This is a genomic window from Phenylobacterium sp. (assembly GCF_036677185.1).
Taxonomy (GTDB): Bacteria; Pseudomonadota; Alphaproteobacteria; order Caulobacterales; family Caulobacteraceae; genus Phenylobacterium.
Genome location: NZ_JAKFEN010000042.1, coordinates 83,994 through 100,392, shown reverse-complemented (window position 1 = coordinate 100,392; position 16,399 = coordinate 83,994). Strand labels below are relative to the sequence as shown.

Here is a 16,399-nt window from a genome sequence, read left to right as displayed (position 1 = left end):
CCCCGCTCATCCCGGCGAAGGCCGGGACCCAGGTGAAGCCCACCGAGCGCTCCGGATGAATCTGGGTCCCGGCCTTCGCCGGGATGAGCGGATGGAGGGAAGCGCTAGGGCTTTCCCGCCAAGCCAACGCGCTCTAGAGAAAGCCGCCTAACTCCCACCGACGGCGGACCCATGCACGACATCCGAGCCATTCGCGAAACCCCCGAGCTTTACGAGAAAGCCTGGGCCGCGAAGGGCCGTTCCGGGGCCGCGGCCGAAGCCACCGCGCTCGACGCCAAGGTGCGCGCCGCCCAGGCCGCGCTGCAGGAGGCCCAGGCCACGCGCAACAACGCTTCCAAGCTGATCGGCCAGGCCAAGGCCAAGAAAGACGAGGCCGAGGCCCAGCGCCTGATGGGCGAGGTCGAGGCGGTCAAGGGCGTACTGGTCGAGCAGGCCGAGGTCGAGAAGGCCGCGGCGGCCGAGCTCTTCGAGTTACTGGCCAGCCTGCCGAACATCCCCGCGCCCGACGTGCCGATCGGCGTCGACGAGAACGATAACGTCGAGGTCCGCCGCTGGGGCGAGCCCTTCGCCATCGCCAAGCCCAAGGACCATGTCGACCTGGGCGAGGGCCTGGGCCTGATGGACTTCGAGGCCGCCGCCCGCATGAGCGGCGCCCGGTTCGTGGTGCTGAAGGGTCAACTCGCCCGGCTAGAGCGAGCGCTGGGCCAGTTCATGATCGACATGCAGACCCGTGAGCATGGCTATACCGAGGTCTCGCCGCCCCTGATGGTGCGCAGCGAGGCCATGTTCGGCACCGGCCAACTTCCGAAGTTCTCCGACGACCAGTTCGTGGCGATCCCCGGCCTGGAGAACACCCGCGCGCTGACGCCCGGCGAACTCCCCGAGGCCTCAGACATCCGCTGGCTGATCCCCACCGCCGAGGTCTCGCTGACCAATCTGGTGCGCGAGCAGATCACCCCGGAGGAAGAGCTGCCGCTGCGGCTGACGGCGCTGACGCCCAGCTTCCGGGCCGAGGCCGGCGCCTCGGGGCGCGACACCCGCGGCATGATCCGCCAGCACCAGTTCTACAAGGTCGAGCTGGTCTCGATCACCGCGCCGGACAAGTCCGAGGAAGAGCACGAGCGGATGGTCGGTTGTGCGGAGGCCGTGCTGAAGGCGCTCAATCTGCCCTTCCGCACCATGAAGCTTTGCAATGGCGACATGGGCTTCTCGGCGCGCCGGACCTACGACCTGGAGGTCTGGCTGCCGTCGGAGGGCCGCTATCGCGAGATCAGCTCCTGCTCCAACTGCGGCGACTTCCAGGCCCGGCGCATGGACGCCCGCACCAAGGCCGCCGGGGAGAAGGGCACGCGCTACGTCCACACCCTCAACGGCTCGGGCCTGGCGGTCGGCCGGACCCTGGTGGCGGTGATGGAGAACTATCAGGACGAGAAGGGCCGCATCGCCATTCCCCAGGCCCTGCATCCCTACCTGCCGGGCATGACCCACATTGAGGCCAAGGGCTGATGCCGCACCCCAATCCGCTCATCCCGGCGAAGGCCGGGACCCAGATTCATCCGGAGCGCTTGGTGGGTTTCACCTGGGTCCCGGCCTTCGCCGGGATGAGCGGGGTTCAATGAGAATCCTCCTCACCAATGACGACGGGATCCATGCCGAGGGCTTGGTCGCCTTGGAGAAGATCGCTCGCGTCCTGACCGACGACATCTGGATCTGCGCGCCGGAATACGAGCAGTCCGGCGCCAGCCGGGCGCTGACCCTGTCCGACCCGATCCGGGTCCGGACCCTCGACCCGCGCCGCTTCGCCACCACCGGCACGCCCACCGACTGCGTCATGCTGGCGATTCACGAACTGATGGGCGGCCTGAAGCCCGACCTGGTGCTGTCGGGGGTCAATCGCGGCGCCAACCTGGCCGAGGACGTCACCCTGTCGGGCACCGTGGCCGGGGCCATCGAGGGCATGGCGCTCGGCGTGCCCTCCATCGCGCTCTCGGCCACCAACTGGCCGGTGGACGACCAGGACATCTTCGCCCCGGCCGAGCACTTCGGCCCAGGCATCGTGCGCAAGCTCTTCGAGACCGGCTGGCCGGCCGGAGTGATCATGAACGTCAACTTCCCGGCCCGGCCGATCGAGGAGATCGTCGAGGTCGAGGTGACGCGGCAGACCTTCCGGGATGTGGCGGTTCGTCACGCCGAAAAGCGAACCGACCTGCGCAATCAGGACTATTACTGGATGGGGTTCCGGCAGGAGCGCTCCAAGCCTGCCGCCGGCACCGACCTGGCCGCCATCTATGAAGGTCGAATTTCCGTGACCCCCTTGCACATCGACCTGACTCACGCCGAAACGGTGCATCGCCTGAAGAGCGTCCTGGGCGGCGCGCCGCCGAAGGCTTGAGGCGACCCATGGCCAAGCACGACGCGGACAAGGAGGGGGACGGGCCGGACGTGCGGATGGCGCGCCTGATCATGTCCCTGCGCTCCCAAGGGGTCAGCGAGCCGGCGGTGCTCAAGGCCATCGAGAGCACCCCGCGCGAGATGTTCACCCCGGACCTGTTCAAGGAACGGGCCTTCGAGGACTCGGCCCTGCCGATCGCCTGCGGCCAGACCATCAGCCAGCCGTTCATCGTCGGCCTGATGACCCAGGCCCTGGGCGTCGAGAAGCGCGACCGCGTCCTGGAGATCGGCACGGGCTCCGGCTACCAGACCACCGTGCTCTCCAAGCTGGCGCGGCTGGTCTACACCGTGGAGCGCTACCGCACCCTGATGGCCGAGGCGGAGTCGCGGTTCAAACATCTGGGGCTGACCAATGTCATCACCCGGTTCGGGGACGGCGGGCAGGGGTGGCCCGAACAGGCGCCTTTTGACCGCATTTTGGTCACGGCGGCGGCGCCGGACGAGCCCAAGGCCCTGCTTTCACAGTTGAAACCCACGGGCGTGCTGGTTGCGCCCATCGGCAGGGGTCCGGTTCAGAGCTTGCGGCGCTACACGGGGGACGGGAAGGGCGGCTTCACGGTCGAGAGCCTGACCGACGTCCGCTTCGTGCCCCTGCTCGATGGCGTGGCCAAGGAACCTTAGACGACCCGAGCTGACGACTTTGTGGGGTGGCCTGGGCGTCGGCCGTAACCCATCATTAACTCTAGACGCCTCGACTGATTCCGAACCCTGTCTCCCGGAGCGGCGATGACGCTTTTCCTATCGCGAACGGCTTTGATTCTCTTGGCGGGCAGCGCCCTGGCCGCGTGCGAGAGCTTGCCCCAGGCCAGCCAGCCGAACTATCCGGTGCGCACCGCGCCGCTCGCCGTGCCGCCGCCTGCGCCGGCCCCTGCGCCGGCGCCCGCCGACCAAACGCCGCCCGCGCGGCCGACCGCGCCGGTCGAGAGCCAGAACCTGCCCTATATCGCCCCGGCCCGTGAGCTGCCCCCGCCGCCCGCGCCGTCGCAGCCCGCGCCGCGCCCGTCCGCCGGCGGCCGGCTGGTGGAGACGCCGGGGGCGGCCCAGACCTACACCGTCAAGCGCGGCGACAATCTCGCCGCCATCGCTCGAACCCTGGGCGTCAGCCTGCAGCGGCTGGCCGAGGAGAACAGCCTGGCCCCGCCCTATGCCCTGCGGCCGGGCCAGGTGCTGAAGACGCCCCTGACCGGCGCGACCAGCACGGCCTATGTGGTGGCGCCGGGGGACACCCTCTACGCCATCGCCCGCCGGTTCGGGCTGACGCCCCAAGCCTTGGCCGAGGCCAACAGCATGGGTGTGAACGAGTCCCTCTCCGTCGGCCGCCGGCTGGTCCTGCCCGAGACCTACCGTGACAGGGGGGCGACGCCGGCCCCGGCCGCCTCGACCCCGACCCGCCGCCCGCCGTCCGACCGCGCCGAGACGCCGGCCCCGGAGCCCGAGCGCGAAACCGTCACAGTGCGGCGCGTCACCGGCAAGGTGGTCGAGGTCAGCGGTCCGCCGGTCAGCTACACGGTCAAGAAGGGCGACAACCTCGACGCCATCGCCCGCGAGCTCAAGACCGACCGCAAGCAGCTCGCCGACGACAACAAGCTCAAGGCGCCCTACGCCCTGCAGCCTGGCCAGAAGCTGAAGGGCCCCAAGACCACGGCCAAGGCCTATGTGGTCGGCGAGGACGACACCATGGCCCTGGTGGCCAAGCGGTTCGGCGTCACCGCCAAGGCGCTCGCCGCCGCCAACGACATGAAGGTCGGCGCGACCCTGCGTGAGGGGCGCAAGCTCACCCTGCCCAGCGGCTACAAGGACCGCGGCCCGATCCGCGAAACCGTCGCCGCCGCCCCGAAGCCCCAGGCGCCGGCTCCGCGCCCCATCACGCCGCCGCCCGCCTATACCCCGCCGCCCGTGACGCCGCCCCCGGCCGCGACGCCTCCGGTCGCCACACCGCAGCCGACCCCGCCGCCGGCCGCTCGTCCGACGCCGCAGCCCTACACGCCGCTGCCGCCCCCGCCGGCGGCTCGTCCCACACCGCCGCCGCCGACGCGTCCGACGACGCCCCCCGCCACCCGGCCGCAGACCACACCGATCGTGCCCAGTTCCGGCCCGGTCGCCGACAGCACGATCTCCAGCCTGGGCAAGGGCCGCTTCGTCTGGCCGGTGCGCGGCGACGTGCTCTCCGACTTCGGCCCCAAGGGCACCGGGCAGCGCAATGACGGGATCAATATCCGCGCCCAGGCCGGCGAGCCGGTCCGCGCCGCGGCCGGCGGCGACGTGGTCTATGCCGGAGACCAGGTGCCCGGTTTCGGCAACCTGGTGCTGGTCAAGCACGCCGACGGCTGGGTCACCGCCTATGGCCACCTCGGCCGCGTCGACGTGAAGATGACCCAGGACATCGTCCAGGGTCAGCAGATCGGCATGGCCGGCTCCACCGGCGGCGTCTCCGAGACCCAGGTCCACTTCGAGGTGCGCTACGCGCCCACCCCACAGGATCGGGCCAGGCCGGTGGATCCCAAGCTGGTGCTGCCGAGATAACCTTTTCCCTCCCCTTTATGGGGAGGGCAGACCCCGCAGGGGGCGAGGGTGGGGCTTTCTGAAGCTTCGATGCGTTTTCGGACTTCCCCACCCTGGCGGCTATCGCCGCCTGTCCCTCCCCATGAAGGGGCGGGAAAAGAGGGGGTTAGAGCGGGAGGTCCTTGCCCAGTTCGCCCGCCAGGTCGCGGATGAATTGCCAGGCGACCCGACCGGACCTCGCGCCGCGAAGCTGCGCCCATTGCAGGGCGCGGCGATCGAGGTCGGGCGCCTTCAGGCCGAAGCGCTCGGCATAGGTTGTCACCGCCGCCAGATAGGTCGGCTGGTCCATGGGCGGGAAGCCGACCCAAAGACCGAAACGGTCGGAGACGCTGACCTCCTCCTCGGCGTCCTCGGCCGTGGCGATCAGGCCGCGATCCTCGCCGTGGCCGCGCGGCATCAGGTGGCGGCGGTTGGAGGTGGCCACGAACAGCACGTTCTTTGGCGGGCCGGAGACCCCGCCCTCCAGGGCCGACTTCAGCGCCTTGGCCGCGGCGGCCCCTTCCTCGAAGGAGAGGTCGTCGCACAGCACCACGAACCGTTCGGCCCGATCCCGCAGGGCGTCGAACAGGGCCGGCAGCTCGGTCACCTGGTCGCGGTCGACCTCGACCAGCTTCAGGTCCGAGGTCTTGCCCGCCACCGCCATGAAGGCCGCCTTGGCGAGCGAGCTCTTGCCCGTGCCGCGCACGCCCCAGAGCAGGGCGTGGTTGCTGGGCAGGCCGCCGGCGAAACGTTCCAGGTTCTGGACGAAGCGTTCCTTCTGCCGCTCGACGCCCACCAGGGCCTCCAGGGGCAGGGGGTAGTCGGGGGCCGGATGGAAGGCGCCGCTGACCGGGTCGTGCCGGAAAAGCCGGGCGTTATCGAAGACCGGCGGTACGTGGGCGGGGGGCGCGAGGCGCTCCAAGGCGTCGGCGATGCGTTCGAGAACCGGTTTCAGTGCGTCATCCATGACTTGGCTGCTTAGCCGCCAAGCCGTTCCATTGCAAAAGGCGGTCGCAACGCATAGCTTCCGCCGACTTGAAAACAGGGCGCGAACCATGCGCCCGGATACGGACTTCGGAGCGCCATGTTCGCCACCCCCGCTTTCGCCCAGACCGTCGGAGGCGCCGCAGGCGCCGGCCCGCAGGACATGCTGATCCAGTTCCTGCCGCTGGTCGGCCTGGTCGTGCTGTTCTACTTCCTGATGATCCGCCCGCAGCAGAAGCGGATGAAGATGCATCAGCAGATGATCTCCAACCTGAAGCGCAACGACACCGTCGTCCTGAATTCGGGCGTGATCGGCAAGGTCGTCCGCGTCGAGGACAAGGAGATCGGCGTCGAGATCGCCCAGGGCGTGACCGTCAAGGTGGTCAAGGGCATGATCTCCGAGGTCCGCGTGCGCGGCGAACCGGCTCCGGCCAACGACTCCAAGGCCTAGGGCGTAACCGTCTCATGATCGCTCTCTCGCGCTGGAAGGTGATCCTCGTCGTCCTGGCGGTGATCTTCGGCGTCCTGTTCTCGCTGCCCAACGCCCTGCCTCAGAAGGTCGTCGACGGCCTGCCGGGCTTCATGCCGAAGAACCGGCTGAACCTCGGTCTCGACCTTCAGGGCGGCTCCTATCTCATGCTCGAGGTGGACACCGCGGCCCTGCGCGTCGAGCGTCTGACCAACCTGATCGAGGATGTCCGCACGACCCTGCGCGACGAGAAGATCGTGTTCTCGGACCTCGGCCAGGCGAACGGCGAGGTCGCGGTGCGGATCACCGACCCCGCCCAGCTCAACACCGCCCAGAATATCCTGCGCACCCGCGTCGGGTCGGATCTGCCGGGCGCGCCCGGCGGGCGCGACCTCGCGGTCCGGGTCGACAACGGCGTCATCCACATCGCCTTCGCCGAGGAGGCGGTCAACGCCGAGGCGGCCAAGGCCGTCGAGCAGTCGATGGAAATCATCCGCCGCCGGATCGACGAACTGGGCACCCGCGAGCCCTCCATTTCCCGCCAAGGCGTCAACCGCATCGTGGTCCAGGCGCCGGGCGAGAGCGATCCGGAGCGCCTGAAGGCCATCATCGGCCAGACCGCCAAGCTCAGCTTCCAGATGGTGGACGAGACCGTCAGCCTGCAGGAGGCCGCCGCCGGCCGCATCCCGCCGGGCTCCGAGCTGCTGCCCAGCGAGGACGGCTATTCCACCATGTTGCTGGTCAAGAAGCGGGCGCTGGTCACCGGTGAGATGCTCACCGACGCCCAGCAGAGCTTCGAGCAGCAGACCGGCGCGCCGGTCGTCTCGTTCCGCTTCAATGGTCAGGGCGCGCGCCGCTTCGCCGACGCCACCAGCCAGAACGTCGGCAAGCGCTTCGCCATCATTCTCGACGGCAAGGTGATCTCGGCGCCGAACATCAACGAACCCATCACCGGAGGCTCCGGCCAGATCAGCGGCAGCTTCACCCCGGAATCGGCCAACGACCTCGCCGTCCTGCTGCGCGCCGGCGCCCTGCCGGCGCCGCTCAATGTCGAGGAGCAGCGCACGGTCGGCGCCGAGCTGGGCGCGGACGCAATCAAGTCCGGCCAGATCTCGGCCTATATCGCCTTCGGCTCGGTGCTGATCTTCATGTTGCTGGCCTACGGCTTCCTGTTCGGCGGCATCTCGATCATAGCCCTGGTGGTGAACGGCTTCCTGCTGGTGGCGGCCATGTCCATGACCCAGGCGACCCTGACCCTGCCGGGCATCGCCGGACTGATCCTGACCCTCGCCGTGGCTGTCGACGCCAATGTGCTGATCTATGAGCGGATGCGCGACGAGGTGCGGGCGGGCCGCTCGCCGGTCTCGGCCGCCGACGCCGGCTTCAGCCGCGCCATCATCACCGTATTCGACGCCAACATCACCCACCTGGGCGCGGCGATGATCATGTTCTCGCTTGGGGCGGGGCCGGTGAAGGGCTTTGCCTGGACCCTGGCTATTGGGGTGATCACCTCGGTCTTCTCCGCCGTGCTGGTGACCCAGGTCCTGCTCGGCATCTGGTTCCGCGTCGCGCGGCCTAAATTCCTCCCGATCGCGTGAGCGCCATGTCGAAATTCTGGCCCCTAATCAAGTTGCTGCCGGTCAAGACGAACTTCAGGTTCGTCAAGTACTCGCCGATCATCGGCGGCATCTCGGCCCTGGCCTGCGCCGCCTCGCTGTTCTTCACCATCTGGCCGGCGACGCCACCCTGCGGCGGCCTGAACTGCGGCGTCGACTTCCGCGGCGGGACGGTTCTGGAACTCTCCACGGTCGACGGCGGTCCCGCCAACCTCGGCAAGATCCGCGAAACCCTCTCCCGCCAGAACCTCGGCGACATCCAGATCCAGGCCTTCGGCAAGCCCAGCGACGTGCTCGTCCGCTTCGAGGTGAAGGAGGCCGCCAACGCCACGCGGGCCGTGGACGGGGTCAAGGCCGAGCTGGTCAAGGCGCTGGGCCCGCTGAACTTCAAGAAGACCGAGGTCGTCGGCCCCAAGGTCTCCGGCGAGCTGTTCCGCAACGGCGTGCTGGCCCTGATCCTCGGGATCGGGATGATGATGACCTATATCTGGTTCCGGTTCGGCCTGACCTTCGGGATCGGCGCGGCCTCGGCCCTGATCCACGACGTGCTGCTCACCTTCGGCCTGTTCGCCTTCACCCAGATGGAATTCACCCTGACGGCGGTGGCCTCGATCCTGACCATCATCGGCTACTCGGTGAACGACACCGTGGTCATCCTCGACCGGATCCGCGAGAACCTGCGCAAGTACAAGAAGATGCCCCTGGGCGACGTCATCGACCTCTCGATCAACGAGACCCTATCGCGGACGGCGATCACTGGCGTGACCGGGATCATGGCCCTGACCGGCCTGGCGGTGTTCGGCGGCGACGCCCTGCTCGGCTTCTCGATCTCGATGATCTTCGGCATCGTCGTGGGCACCTATTCGTCCTTCTACATCGCCGCGCCGGTCCTGCTGATGCTGGGCGTCAAGCGGGGCGAGGAAGACGAGGTCCGGCCGGCCGCCGCGGGCGCGGCCCAGCGGCCCTGATCGCTTCATGGCCCGCGACGCGCCCCAGATCGACGCCTATGGAGACGGCGGTTTCCGCCTCTCCACCGGCCGGCATCAGGGCTCGCTGCTGATCCTGCGCGACGAACCCACGGCCTGGCCGGTGCGCTCGCTGGCCGAGCTCACCCCCGACAGTCTGGCCGAGGTCCTGGCGGCCGGGCGGGCGGAAGTGGAGTTCGTGCTGCTGGGGGTGGGGGCGACCAACGCCCTGCCGCCCAAGGCGGTGCGCGAGACCCTGCAGAAGGCCGGGATCGGCCTGGAATTCATGGATACGGCCGCCGCGGCGCGGCTCTACAACGTCCTGACCGCCGAAGGCCGCAGGCTCGCCGCCGCCCTCATCGCGATCTGAGGCTCGCGCCTTCCCGCATCGGTGGAAACGCCCTATACCGGACTCCCTGGGTAGGAATCGTGAGGGGCTCATCGATGGCCGGACTGCTTTCAAATTTCCGCAACACCATGATCGTGAGCTTCATTCTCGCGATCATCATGGTCGTGGCCTACGCGGCCGGTCCGCAAGGTACGGGACCGGCGTTCTGGCAGGCCGTCTTCCGTTGGCTGCACGTCTTCTTCGGCATCCTGTGGATTGGGCTGCTGTACTATTTCAACTTCGTCCAGATCCGCAAAATGCCGGAAATCCCGGCCGAATTGAAACCCGCGGTTTCCAAGTACATCGCGCCCGAGGCTTTGTTCTGGTTCCGTTGGGCGGCGCTGGCGACCTGGGTCATGGGCGTCATCCTGCTGGTCAGCCGCGGCTACTTCATGGAAGTCGTGACCCTGGGCATGTTCGGTGGCTTCGACCCCACCGGCGATCAGAGCGCCACCCTGCTTGGTGTCGGCGTCTGGCTCGCCACCATCATGTTCTTCAACGTCTGGGTGTTCATCTGGCCGAACCAGAAGATCGCACTCGGCCTGGTGGAGGCCGACGCGGACGCCAAGGCCAAGGCCGGCCGCCTGGCCATGCTGTTCTCGCGCACCAACACCCTGCTGTCAGTGCCGATGCTGGTGACCATGACCATGAGCCAGACCATCTTCGGCTGATCGTCGAAATCCAATAGGATCGGAAGGCCCGCCGGACCGGCGGGCCTTTTGCTTTGAGCCATGCCAGACCAACACCTCTCCGACGACCTCGACGGCCTGATCGCCCGGGTGGACCCCGATCGTTGGCTCTCCAGCCGGTTTGTCGCGGACGCCAGGGCGCGCGCCGACGTGATCGCCCTCTATGCCTACGACTACGAGCTGGCGCGCGCGCCCAAGGTGGCCTCCAACGCCCTGATGGGCGAGATCCGCCTGACCTGGTGGCGCGAGGTGCTGGACGAGGTGTTCGAGGGCCGCCCCGTGCGCCATCACCCCGCCGCCCAGGCCCTGGCCGCGGCCGTGGCCGTTCACGGCCTGCCGCGCGAGCCGCTGGAGGCGATGATCGACGCCCGCTATCGCGAGCTCTCGCCCGAGCCCATGAACCTGGCCGACGCCCTGGAATGGGCCGGCGACACCGGCGGGGCGGTCGCGACGCTGGCCGCCCGCATCCTCGACCCTGCCGCCGACCCCGCCAAGGCGGCCAGCGGCGGCCGGGCCTGGGCGATCGGGCGGCTGATGGGCACGGCGGGCATGACCGGGGAAGGCGCCCAGGCCGCCCTGGACGCGGCGCTCTCCGGCGCGCGGGGCCTGTCGCCCGCGGCCTTCCCGGCGGTGGCCCATGCGACCCTGGCCCGCGTCAGGGCCAGGGGCGCACGCCCCTCGGAGCTGGCGGCGCGGATTCGCCTGCTCTGGGCCGTGCTGACCGGCCGGGTCTGACTATTTCGCCGCCACCATCAGCTTGACGATCTCCTCGACCACGTTGGGCTCCAGGCCCTCGGTGTGGCCCTTGTCGATGCGCACCAGGTCGGCGACCACGCGGCCATCCTTGCAGTTCGGGTAGACGAATGCCTCGGTGCGGCCAGGCGCCGCCGGCCGACCCCAGGACTTGGTCGCCGGGTCCTGGCGGCTGATGTCGTAGACGTAGCCCGCCTTCGTATCGACGATGTCGGCGTGCTTCACCCGAGGCGCGCAGCCGTATTTGGCCGCCCATTCCGAGCTCTGGGGCAGGGCGACGATCTCGTGCTCGCCGGTCGTATAGATATGGGAGAAGTCGCAGGCCAGCGGCGCGGCCATCGCCCGCGCCATGGCCGCCATCATCTCGGGCGAAGGGCCGTCGGCCGCCGTTGCGCCACGCTGCGGGGCCGGTCCGCGACCCGTCCGCTCCGGCTGGCCGCCTACCCGCCCGCCGGAGAGGCTCACGAAGCCGGTGACCTTCGGCGCGAAATAGTCCGAGCAGACGATCCGCCGTGAGGTCATACCGCCTTGCGAATGACCAGCCAGCCAGAAGGCCTTGATGTTGTCGACGCCGAACCGCTCGTAGACCATGTCGACGACGTTCTGCAGATGGGCGTCGTCGGTCGGCTGCCAGACCCGCGGCGGGGCGTTGGGCGTGGCGACCACCAGCCGATATTTGTCCACCTGGTCGACGATGGGGAAGTAGTGACGCTGCCAGTTCCCGAAGCTGCCGCCGCCGTGCAGATTCAGCACGAAGACCACCTTCTCGCCGGGCTTCAGATCCTTGGGATAGTCCAGGAAGAACTTGCGGCCGGTCTTGGGATCTTCCACCGAGCCCGTGGCGATCACGGTGGCCACGGGGCAATCCTTCTCCGGGCAGCGCAACTCGCCGTTCTGGGCGGTCGCGGCGGTTCCGAAGGCGCTCGCGGCCAGCAAGGCGGCCACGGCGGTCATGGTCTTGGCGTTCATATCCGTTTCCCCATGGTTTGGTCTCCGCTAAGACGGAGTTCCCTAGCATTGCTAGGCATCCTCTAGCGCTGCTAGGGATGAGTCAATCGCCTGGGAGAAGGCATGGGCCTGGATCGCAAGACCATCGTCGCCGCCGCCTTGCGGCTGCTGGACGAGAAAGGTTTGGAGGGCGTGACGACGCGGCGGCTGGCGGAGGTGCTGGGCGTGGCCGGGCCTTCGCTCTATTGGCACGTCAAGAACAAGGACGCCCTGTTCGACCACATGTCCGACGCCATGTTCGGCGAGGTGCTGCAGACCGACGCCGCCGTCCTGCGGGCGCGGGGGTGGGACGAATGGCTGGCCGCCGGGGCGCGGGTGATCCGCAAGGCGGCCCTGTCCCACCGCGACGGCGCGCGGCTGCTGACCGGACGCCATCCCACCGGCGCCCAGGCGATCGCCGTGGTCCCCGGCATGGTCGAGCGCCTGGAGCGCGCGGGTTTCACCACCACCGAGGCGCACTTCGCCTTCCGCACCCTGTCGCGCTTCACCCTGGGCTGGGCCTTGGACGAACAAGCCGGCGGCGGGGCGGCCGACAGCGAGGCCGGGTTCGAATTCGGGCTGGCCGTGATCCTCGACGGCCTGCGCGCGCGGCTGGCGACCCAGGCGGCCAGCGCCGTCCGAACCTGATCTCTACTCCGCCGCGAGCGCCGGAACGCCCGCGACCCAGTGGTCCAGGTCGGCCAGGGCGCGTTCCCCCATCCCCAGCTTCTTGGCCCGGCCGCGTTCCTTCGAGCCGATCCGGCTGCCGTCCTCGCGCCGCTTGACCACCGCGTCGTCCAGCGGCGGCAGCAGGCCGTAATTGATGTTCATGGGCTGGAAGCTGCCCTTGCCCCCGTCGATGTGGCCGCCGGTGATGTGGCCGATCAGGGCGCCCAGGGCCGTGGTGGCCGGCGGCGGATCGATGAGCCGGCCCAGGCGCTCGGCGGCGGCGAAACGGCCGGCCAGCAGGCCGACGGCGGCGCTCTCCACATAGCCCTCGACCCCTGTCACCTGGCCGGCGAACCGCAGGCGCGGCTGAGATTTCATGCGAAGCTGGGCATCCAACAGTTTGGGACTGTTGAGGAACGTGTTGCGGTGCAGGCCGCCGAGGCGCGCGAACACCGCCTTCTCCAGGCCCGGGATCATGCGGAAGATATCGGTCTGGGCGCCGTGCTTCAGCTTGGTCTGGAAGCCGACCATGTTCCAGAGCGTGCCCAGGGCATTGTCCTGGCGCAGCTGGACGATGGCGTGGGCCTTGGTCTGCGGGTCGTGGTCGTTGGTCAGGCCCACGGGCTTCATCGGCCCGTGGCGCAGGGTCTCACGGCCGCGCTCGGCCATCACCTCGATGGGCAGGCAACCGTCGAAATAGGGGACGTGCTCCCAGTCCTTGAACTCGGACTTCTCGCCAGCGAGCAGGGCGTCGATGAAGGCCTCGTACTGGGCCTTGTCCATCGGGCAGTTGATATAGGCCGCCGCGTCGCCGCCGGGGCCGACCTTGTCGTAGCGCGACTGGCGCCAGCAGACGTTCATGTCGATGGATTCGACGTTCACGATGGGGGCGATGGCGTCGAAGAACGACAGCTCGCCCTCGCCGGTCAGTTCCAGCACCGCCGCCGACAGGGCGGGCGAGGTGAGAGGGCCGGTGGCGACGATCACGCTGTCCCAGTCGGCCGGGGGCAGGCCCGCCACCTCCTCGCGCGCGATGGTGACCAGGGGGTGGGCCTCCAGCCGCGCGGTGACCGCCTGGGAGAAGCCTTCCCGGTCGACGGCCAGGGCGCCGCCCGCGGGCACCTGATGGGCGTCGCCCGCCGACATGATGATGGAATCCAGCCGCCGCATCTCGGCGTGCAGCAGGCCCACGGCGTTGCCGGTCCAGTCGTCGGCGCGGAAGGAGTTGGAGCAGACCAGCTCGGCCAGGCCGTCGGTCTGGTGGGCGTCGGTGCCGCGGACGGGCCGCATTTCGTGCAGCACCACGGGCACGCCGGCCTGGGCGACCTGCCAGGCGGCCTCGGAACCGGCCAGGCCGCCGCCGACGATATGGACAGGGGAGATGGACATGCGTGACTAACTAGCAACTTCGCGCGCGGATCGCGAGCCGGGCCTTGCGGGAACGGGGCGCCCGCGCCCATGTTCGCAGCCAAAGGGGCGGCCGACTCGTTATTGGGCGAGGACTTGGCCTGGGGAACGAGATGACTGCGTTTTCGGCGACAGACGCCGCGTTTGAAGGTTTCCGGATCACCCGCGAAAAGCCCAGGGTCCTGCTAATCTGGGCGGCGTTCTATCTGATCATCAGCCTGCTGATGCCGGTGCTGCTGGTGACCATGGGCGGCCAGAACCTGATGGCGCTGGAGGCCGAGGCCAACAGCCCCAACGCCGATCCCCAGGCGGCCCTGGACAACCTCGCGGCGCTCGGCCCGCTTTACGCGATCCTGATTCCCATAGGCTTGGCCGTGCAGGCGGTGCTGGCCGCGGCGGTCTACCGGGCCATCCTGCGGCCCGAGGACACTAGCCTCGGCTACCTGCGGCTGGGCCAGGACGAGCTGCGGCTCACCGTTCTCACCCTGATCTACTTCGTCCTGAGCCTGGCGGCGGTGACGATCGTTGTGCTGCTGGGCGGCATCGGCGCCGGCGTGGCCTACGGCCTGCTGGGTTCGCCGTTGCTGGGCGTGGGGCTGGGGCTCTTCTTCTTGGGCCTGCTGCTCTACGGCGCCGTCCGCCTGTCCCTGGCCCCGGTCATCACCTTCGCCGAGCGCCGAATCTCGGTGTTCGACTCCTGGCGGCTCACCAAGGGCCAGTTCTGGAAACTGCTCGGCGCCTACGTCCTGGCCATCGCCAGCGCGGTGGTGGTGTTGCTATTGGCCACGGTGATCTTCATGGCCGTGGCGGCCATCCTCGCGGGCGGCGACATCGCGTCGGTGGGGCAGGTGTTCAAACCCGACCTGAGCTCCGTCGCCGCCTACTACACGCCCCCGATGGTCGCCTACACGATCTTCGGGGGCTTCCTGAACGCACTCTATTTCGCGGTCCTGGTCTCGCCCGCGGCCGTGGCCTATCGGGCGCTGAAGGAAGCCTAGGCGCTGGCGCTAGGCCGCGCCTTCATCCGGGCGCGCCAGGCGACCAGGTTGGTGAACTCCTCCTCGACCGGCAGGCCGATCCACTCGGCGAAGTCGACCGTCGAGAGCAGGCAGATGTCGGCCATGGTCAGGCTGTCGCCGACCAGGAACTCACGGCCTTCCAACTCGCGGTTCAGGTACTTCTGCGCGCCCTTGTAGGTCTCCTTGTTACTCTCCCCGAAGTCCTTGTACTGGGTCAGCAGGGCCGCGGTGCGCGGGTGGGCGTGGCGCCAGAAGCTGCCCACGGGCATCATCACCGCGAACTCCACCCGCCGGACCCACTGGTCGACCAGGGCCTTTTCCACCGCGCTCGTGCCGAACAGCGGCGGGGTCGGGTTGGTCTCCTCGAAATAGCGGCAGATGGCGACGGTCTCGGAGATGCAGGTGCCGTCGTCCAGTTCCAGGGTCGGGATCTGACCCATGGAGTTCTTGGCGCGGAATTCCGGCGACTTATGCTCGCGCTTGAACATGTCGACCTTGGTTTCCGGCAGGTCGATGCCCTTCTCGGCGAGGAACATGCGAACGCGGAAGGGGTTCGGCGCCGGCATCGGCGCGCCGTAGAGGATCATGGTGGTTTCCCAAATGAACTAAGCTATGCGGCCAAGCTATTTCGAACGGTTGTTTGAACGCAAGCGATTATCCCTACGGCAGGTCGATGTCCGAAAGCCGCGAGAACCGATCGGCGACCGGTGTTAGATTGCCGCCATGACCCAAGGCTTCACCCTCTTCGAGACGGCGGTCGGAACCTGCGGCGTGGTCTGGGGCGAGGCCGGCCTGCTGGGCGTGCATCTGCCGCCGATCGGGCCCTCCGATCCGCGCGCCAAGCTGGCGCGCCGATTTCCCGAGGCGGTGGAAGCCGCGCCGCCGCCGACCGTCCAGGCGGCCATCGCCGGCATCCAGGCCCTGCTACGGGGCGAACGCCTCGATCTCATGGAGATCGAGCTGGACACGCAGGGGGTCGCGCCCTTCAACCTGAGGGTCTACGAGATCGCCCGCGCCATCCCGCCCGGCAAGACCCGCACCTATGGCGAGATCGCCCGCGAGATCGGCGACGTCTCGGTCTCCCGTGCGGTCGGCCAGGCGCTAGGCGCCAATCCCTGGCCCATCGTGGTTCCTTGCCACCGCGTCCTGGCGGCCGGCGGCGGCAAGGGTGGGTTCTCCGCGCCCGGCGGGACCGACACCAAGATGCGCATGCTGGAGATCGAGGGCGCGCTGGCGCCGGAGACCCTGCCGCTGTTCGGCGGGCTGTAGCTCAAACATCCCTCCTCCTTGCGGGGAGGGACAGATGCGCTTGGCCAGCCGATAAAAACACCTCCTCTCCACCCGTCTTCGGGGGGAGAGGGTAGGGTGAGGGGGGCGTTTCCGCCGCATTGAACTGGTTGATGGGCCGAAGGGCGACGCTTCGCGCCGCATCCCCTCACCCTACCCTCTCCCCTCGAAAGG

At 68.8% G+C, this 16,399-nt stretch carries 17 protein-coding genes; 13 read left to right on the top strand and 4 right to left on the bottom strand.

From position 1 onward, the window contains the following. Positions 1–171: 171 nt before the first annotated feature. The 4 genes from serS to V6M51_RS22265 all read left to right on the top strand — a co-directional run bounded on the left by serS (position 172) and on the right by V6M51_RS22265 (position 4,974). On the top strand, positions 172–1,506 hold the full coding sequence (serS, locus tag V6M51_RS22280) for a serine--tRNA ligase (protein ID WP_332770426.1): 1,335 nt from the start codon (positions 172–174) through the stop codon (positions 1,504–1,506). 109 nt (positions 1,507–1,615) lie between these two features. Further along, the gene (gene surE / locus V6M51_RS22275; RefSeq protein WP_332770425.1) at positions 1,616–2,392 is read left to right on the top strand and encodes a 5'/3'-nucleotidase SurE; all 777 of its coding nucleotides are present in this window, start codon (positions 1,616–1,618) and stop codon (positions 2,390–2,392) included. A gap of 56 nt (positions 2,393–2,448) precedes the next feature. Beyond that, complete coding sequence (locus V6M51_RS22270; protein ID WP_305673522.1) at positions 2,449–3,072, top strand: protein-L-isoaspartate(D-aspartate) O-methyltransferase; 624 nt, start codon at positions 2,449–2,451, stop codon at positions 3,070–3,072. Between the two features lie 105 nt (positions 3,073–3,177). Then, entirely contained in the window at positions 3,178–4,974 is a 1,797-nt protein-coding gene (locus tag V6M51_RS22265) for a LysM peptidoglycan-binding domain-containing protein (protein WP_332770424.1), read from the top strand. A gap of 145 nt (positions 4,975–5,119) precedes the next feature. Here V6M51_RS22265 and V6M51_RS22260 read toward each other — a convergent pair whose 3' ends face one another. After that, positions 5,120–5,959 (bottom strand): ATP-binding protein, encoded by an 840-nt coding sequence (locus V6M51_RS22260; protein WP_332770423.1) that lies wholly within the window; start codon positions 5,957–5,959, stop codon positions 5,120–5,122. A 117-nt stretch (positions 5,960–6,076) separates the two neighbouring features. Between V6M51_RS22260 and yajC the strand changes: the two genes are divergently transcribed. The 6 genes from yajC (at position 6,077) to V6M51_RS22230 (ending at position 10,838) form a co-directional block, all read left to right on the top strand. Next, positions 6,077–6,427, top strand: coding sequence for a preprotein translocase subunit YajC (yajC, locus tag V6M51_RS22255; protein WP_371876852.1), 351 nt, complete (start codon positions 6,077–6,079; stop codon positions 6,425–6,427). A gap of 14 nt (positions 6,428–6,441) precedes the next feature. Continuing rightward, entirely contained in the window at positions 6,442–8,043 is a 1,602-nt protein-coding gene (gene secD / locus V6M51_RS22250; RefSeq protein WP_332770422.1) for a protein translocase subunit SecD, read from the top strand. Between the two features lie 5 nt (positions 8,044–8,048). Continuing rightward, the gene (gene secF / locus V6M51_RS22245) at positions 8,049–9,029 is read left to right on the top strand and encodes a protein translocase subunit SecF (RefSeq protein WP_332770421.1); all 981 of its coding nucleotides are present in this window, start codon (positions 8,049–8,051) and stop codon (positions 9,027–9,029) included. A 7-nt stretch (positions 9,030–9,036) separates the two neighbouring features. Beyond that, the gene (locus V6M51_RS22240) at positions 9,037–9,396 is read left to right on the top strand and encodes an Mth938-like domain-containing protein (protein ID WP_305673515.1); all 360 of its coding nucleotides are present in this window, start codon (positions 9,037–9,039) and stop codon (positions 9,394–9,396) included. A gap of 74 nt (positions 9,397–9,470) precedes the next feature. Beyond that, on the top strand, positions 9,471–10,085 hold the full coding sequence (locus V6M51_RS22235; protein ID WP_332770420.1) for a urate hydroxylase PuuD: 615 nt from the start codon (positions 9,471–9,473) through the stop codon (positions 10,083–10,085). A gap of 60 nt (positions 10,086–10,145) precedes the next feature. Further along, entirely contained in the window at positions 10,146–10,838 is a 693-nt protein-coding gene (locus V6M51_RS22230; protein ID WP_332770419.1) for a squalene/phytoene synthase family protein, read from the top strand. Here the strand turns inward: V6M51_RS22230 and V6M51_RS22225 are convergent, their stop codons facing one another. Then, a complete protein-coding gene (locus V6M51_RS22225; RefSeq protein ID WP_332770418.1) occupies positions 10,839–11,825 on the bottom strand; it encodes an alpha/beta hydrolase in 987 nt (328 codons plus the stop codon). 102 nt (positions 11,826–11,927) lie between these two features. Here V6M51_RS22225 and V6M51_RS22220 point away from each other — a divergent pair, with 102 nt between their 5' ends. After that, positions 11,928–12,491, top strand: coding sequence for a TetR/AcrR family transcriptional regulator C-terminal domain-containing protein (locus tag V6M51_RS22220; protein WP_332770417.1), 564 nt, complete (start codon positions 11,928–11,930; stop codon positions 12,489–12,491). A 3-nt stretch (positions 12,492–12,494) separates the two neighbouring features. On the opposite strand, the gene trmFO is transcribed toward V6M51_RS22220, so the two are convergent. Beyond that, positions 12,495–13,901: a methylenetetrahydrofolate--tRNA-(uracil(54)-C(5))-methyltransferase (FADH(2)-oxidizing) TrmFO gene (gene trmFO / locus V6M51_RS22215; protein ID WP_332770416.1), complete on the bottom strand. Its 1,407-nt coding sequence runs from the start codon at positions 13,899–13,901 to the stop codon at positions 12,495–12,497. A 131-nt stretch (positions 13,902–14,032) separates the two neighbouring features. On the opposite strand from trmFO, the gene V6M51_RS22210 reads away from it, so the two are divergent. After that, positions 14,033–14,917 (top strand): hypothetical protein, encoded by an 885-nt coding sequence (locus tag V6M51_RS22210; protein WP_332770415.1) that lies wholly within the window; start codon positions 14,033–14,035, stop codon positions 14,915–14,917. On the opposite strand, the gene V6M51_RS22205 is transcribed toward V6M51_RS22210, so the two are convergent. Continuing rightward, a complete protein-coding gene (locus tag V6M51_RS22205) occupies positions 14,914–15,525 on the bottom strand; it encodes a glutathione S-transferase family protein (protein WP_332770414.1) in 612 nt (203 codons plus the stop codon). The two genes, V6M51_RS22210 and V6M51_RS22205, sit on opposite strands and share 4 nt — an antisense overlap. Before the next feature lie 136 nt (positions 15,526–15,661). On the opposite strand from V6M51_RS22205, the gene V6M51_RS22200 reads away from it, so the two are divergent. Then, positions 15,662–16,207, top strand: a complete 546-nt coding sequence (locus V6M51_RS22200; RefSeq protein WP_332770413.1) for a methylated-DNA--[protein]-cysteine S-methyltransferase — start codon at positions 15,662–15,664, stop codon at positions 16,205–16,207. Positions 16,208–16,399: the final 192 nt, after the last annotated feature.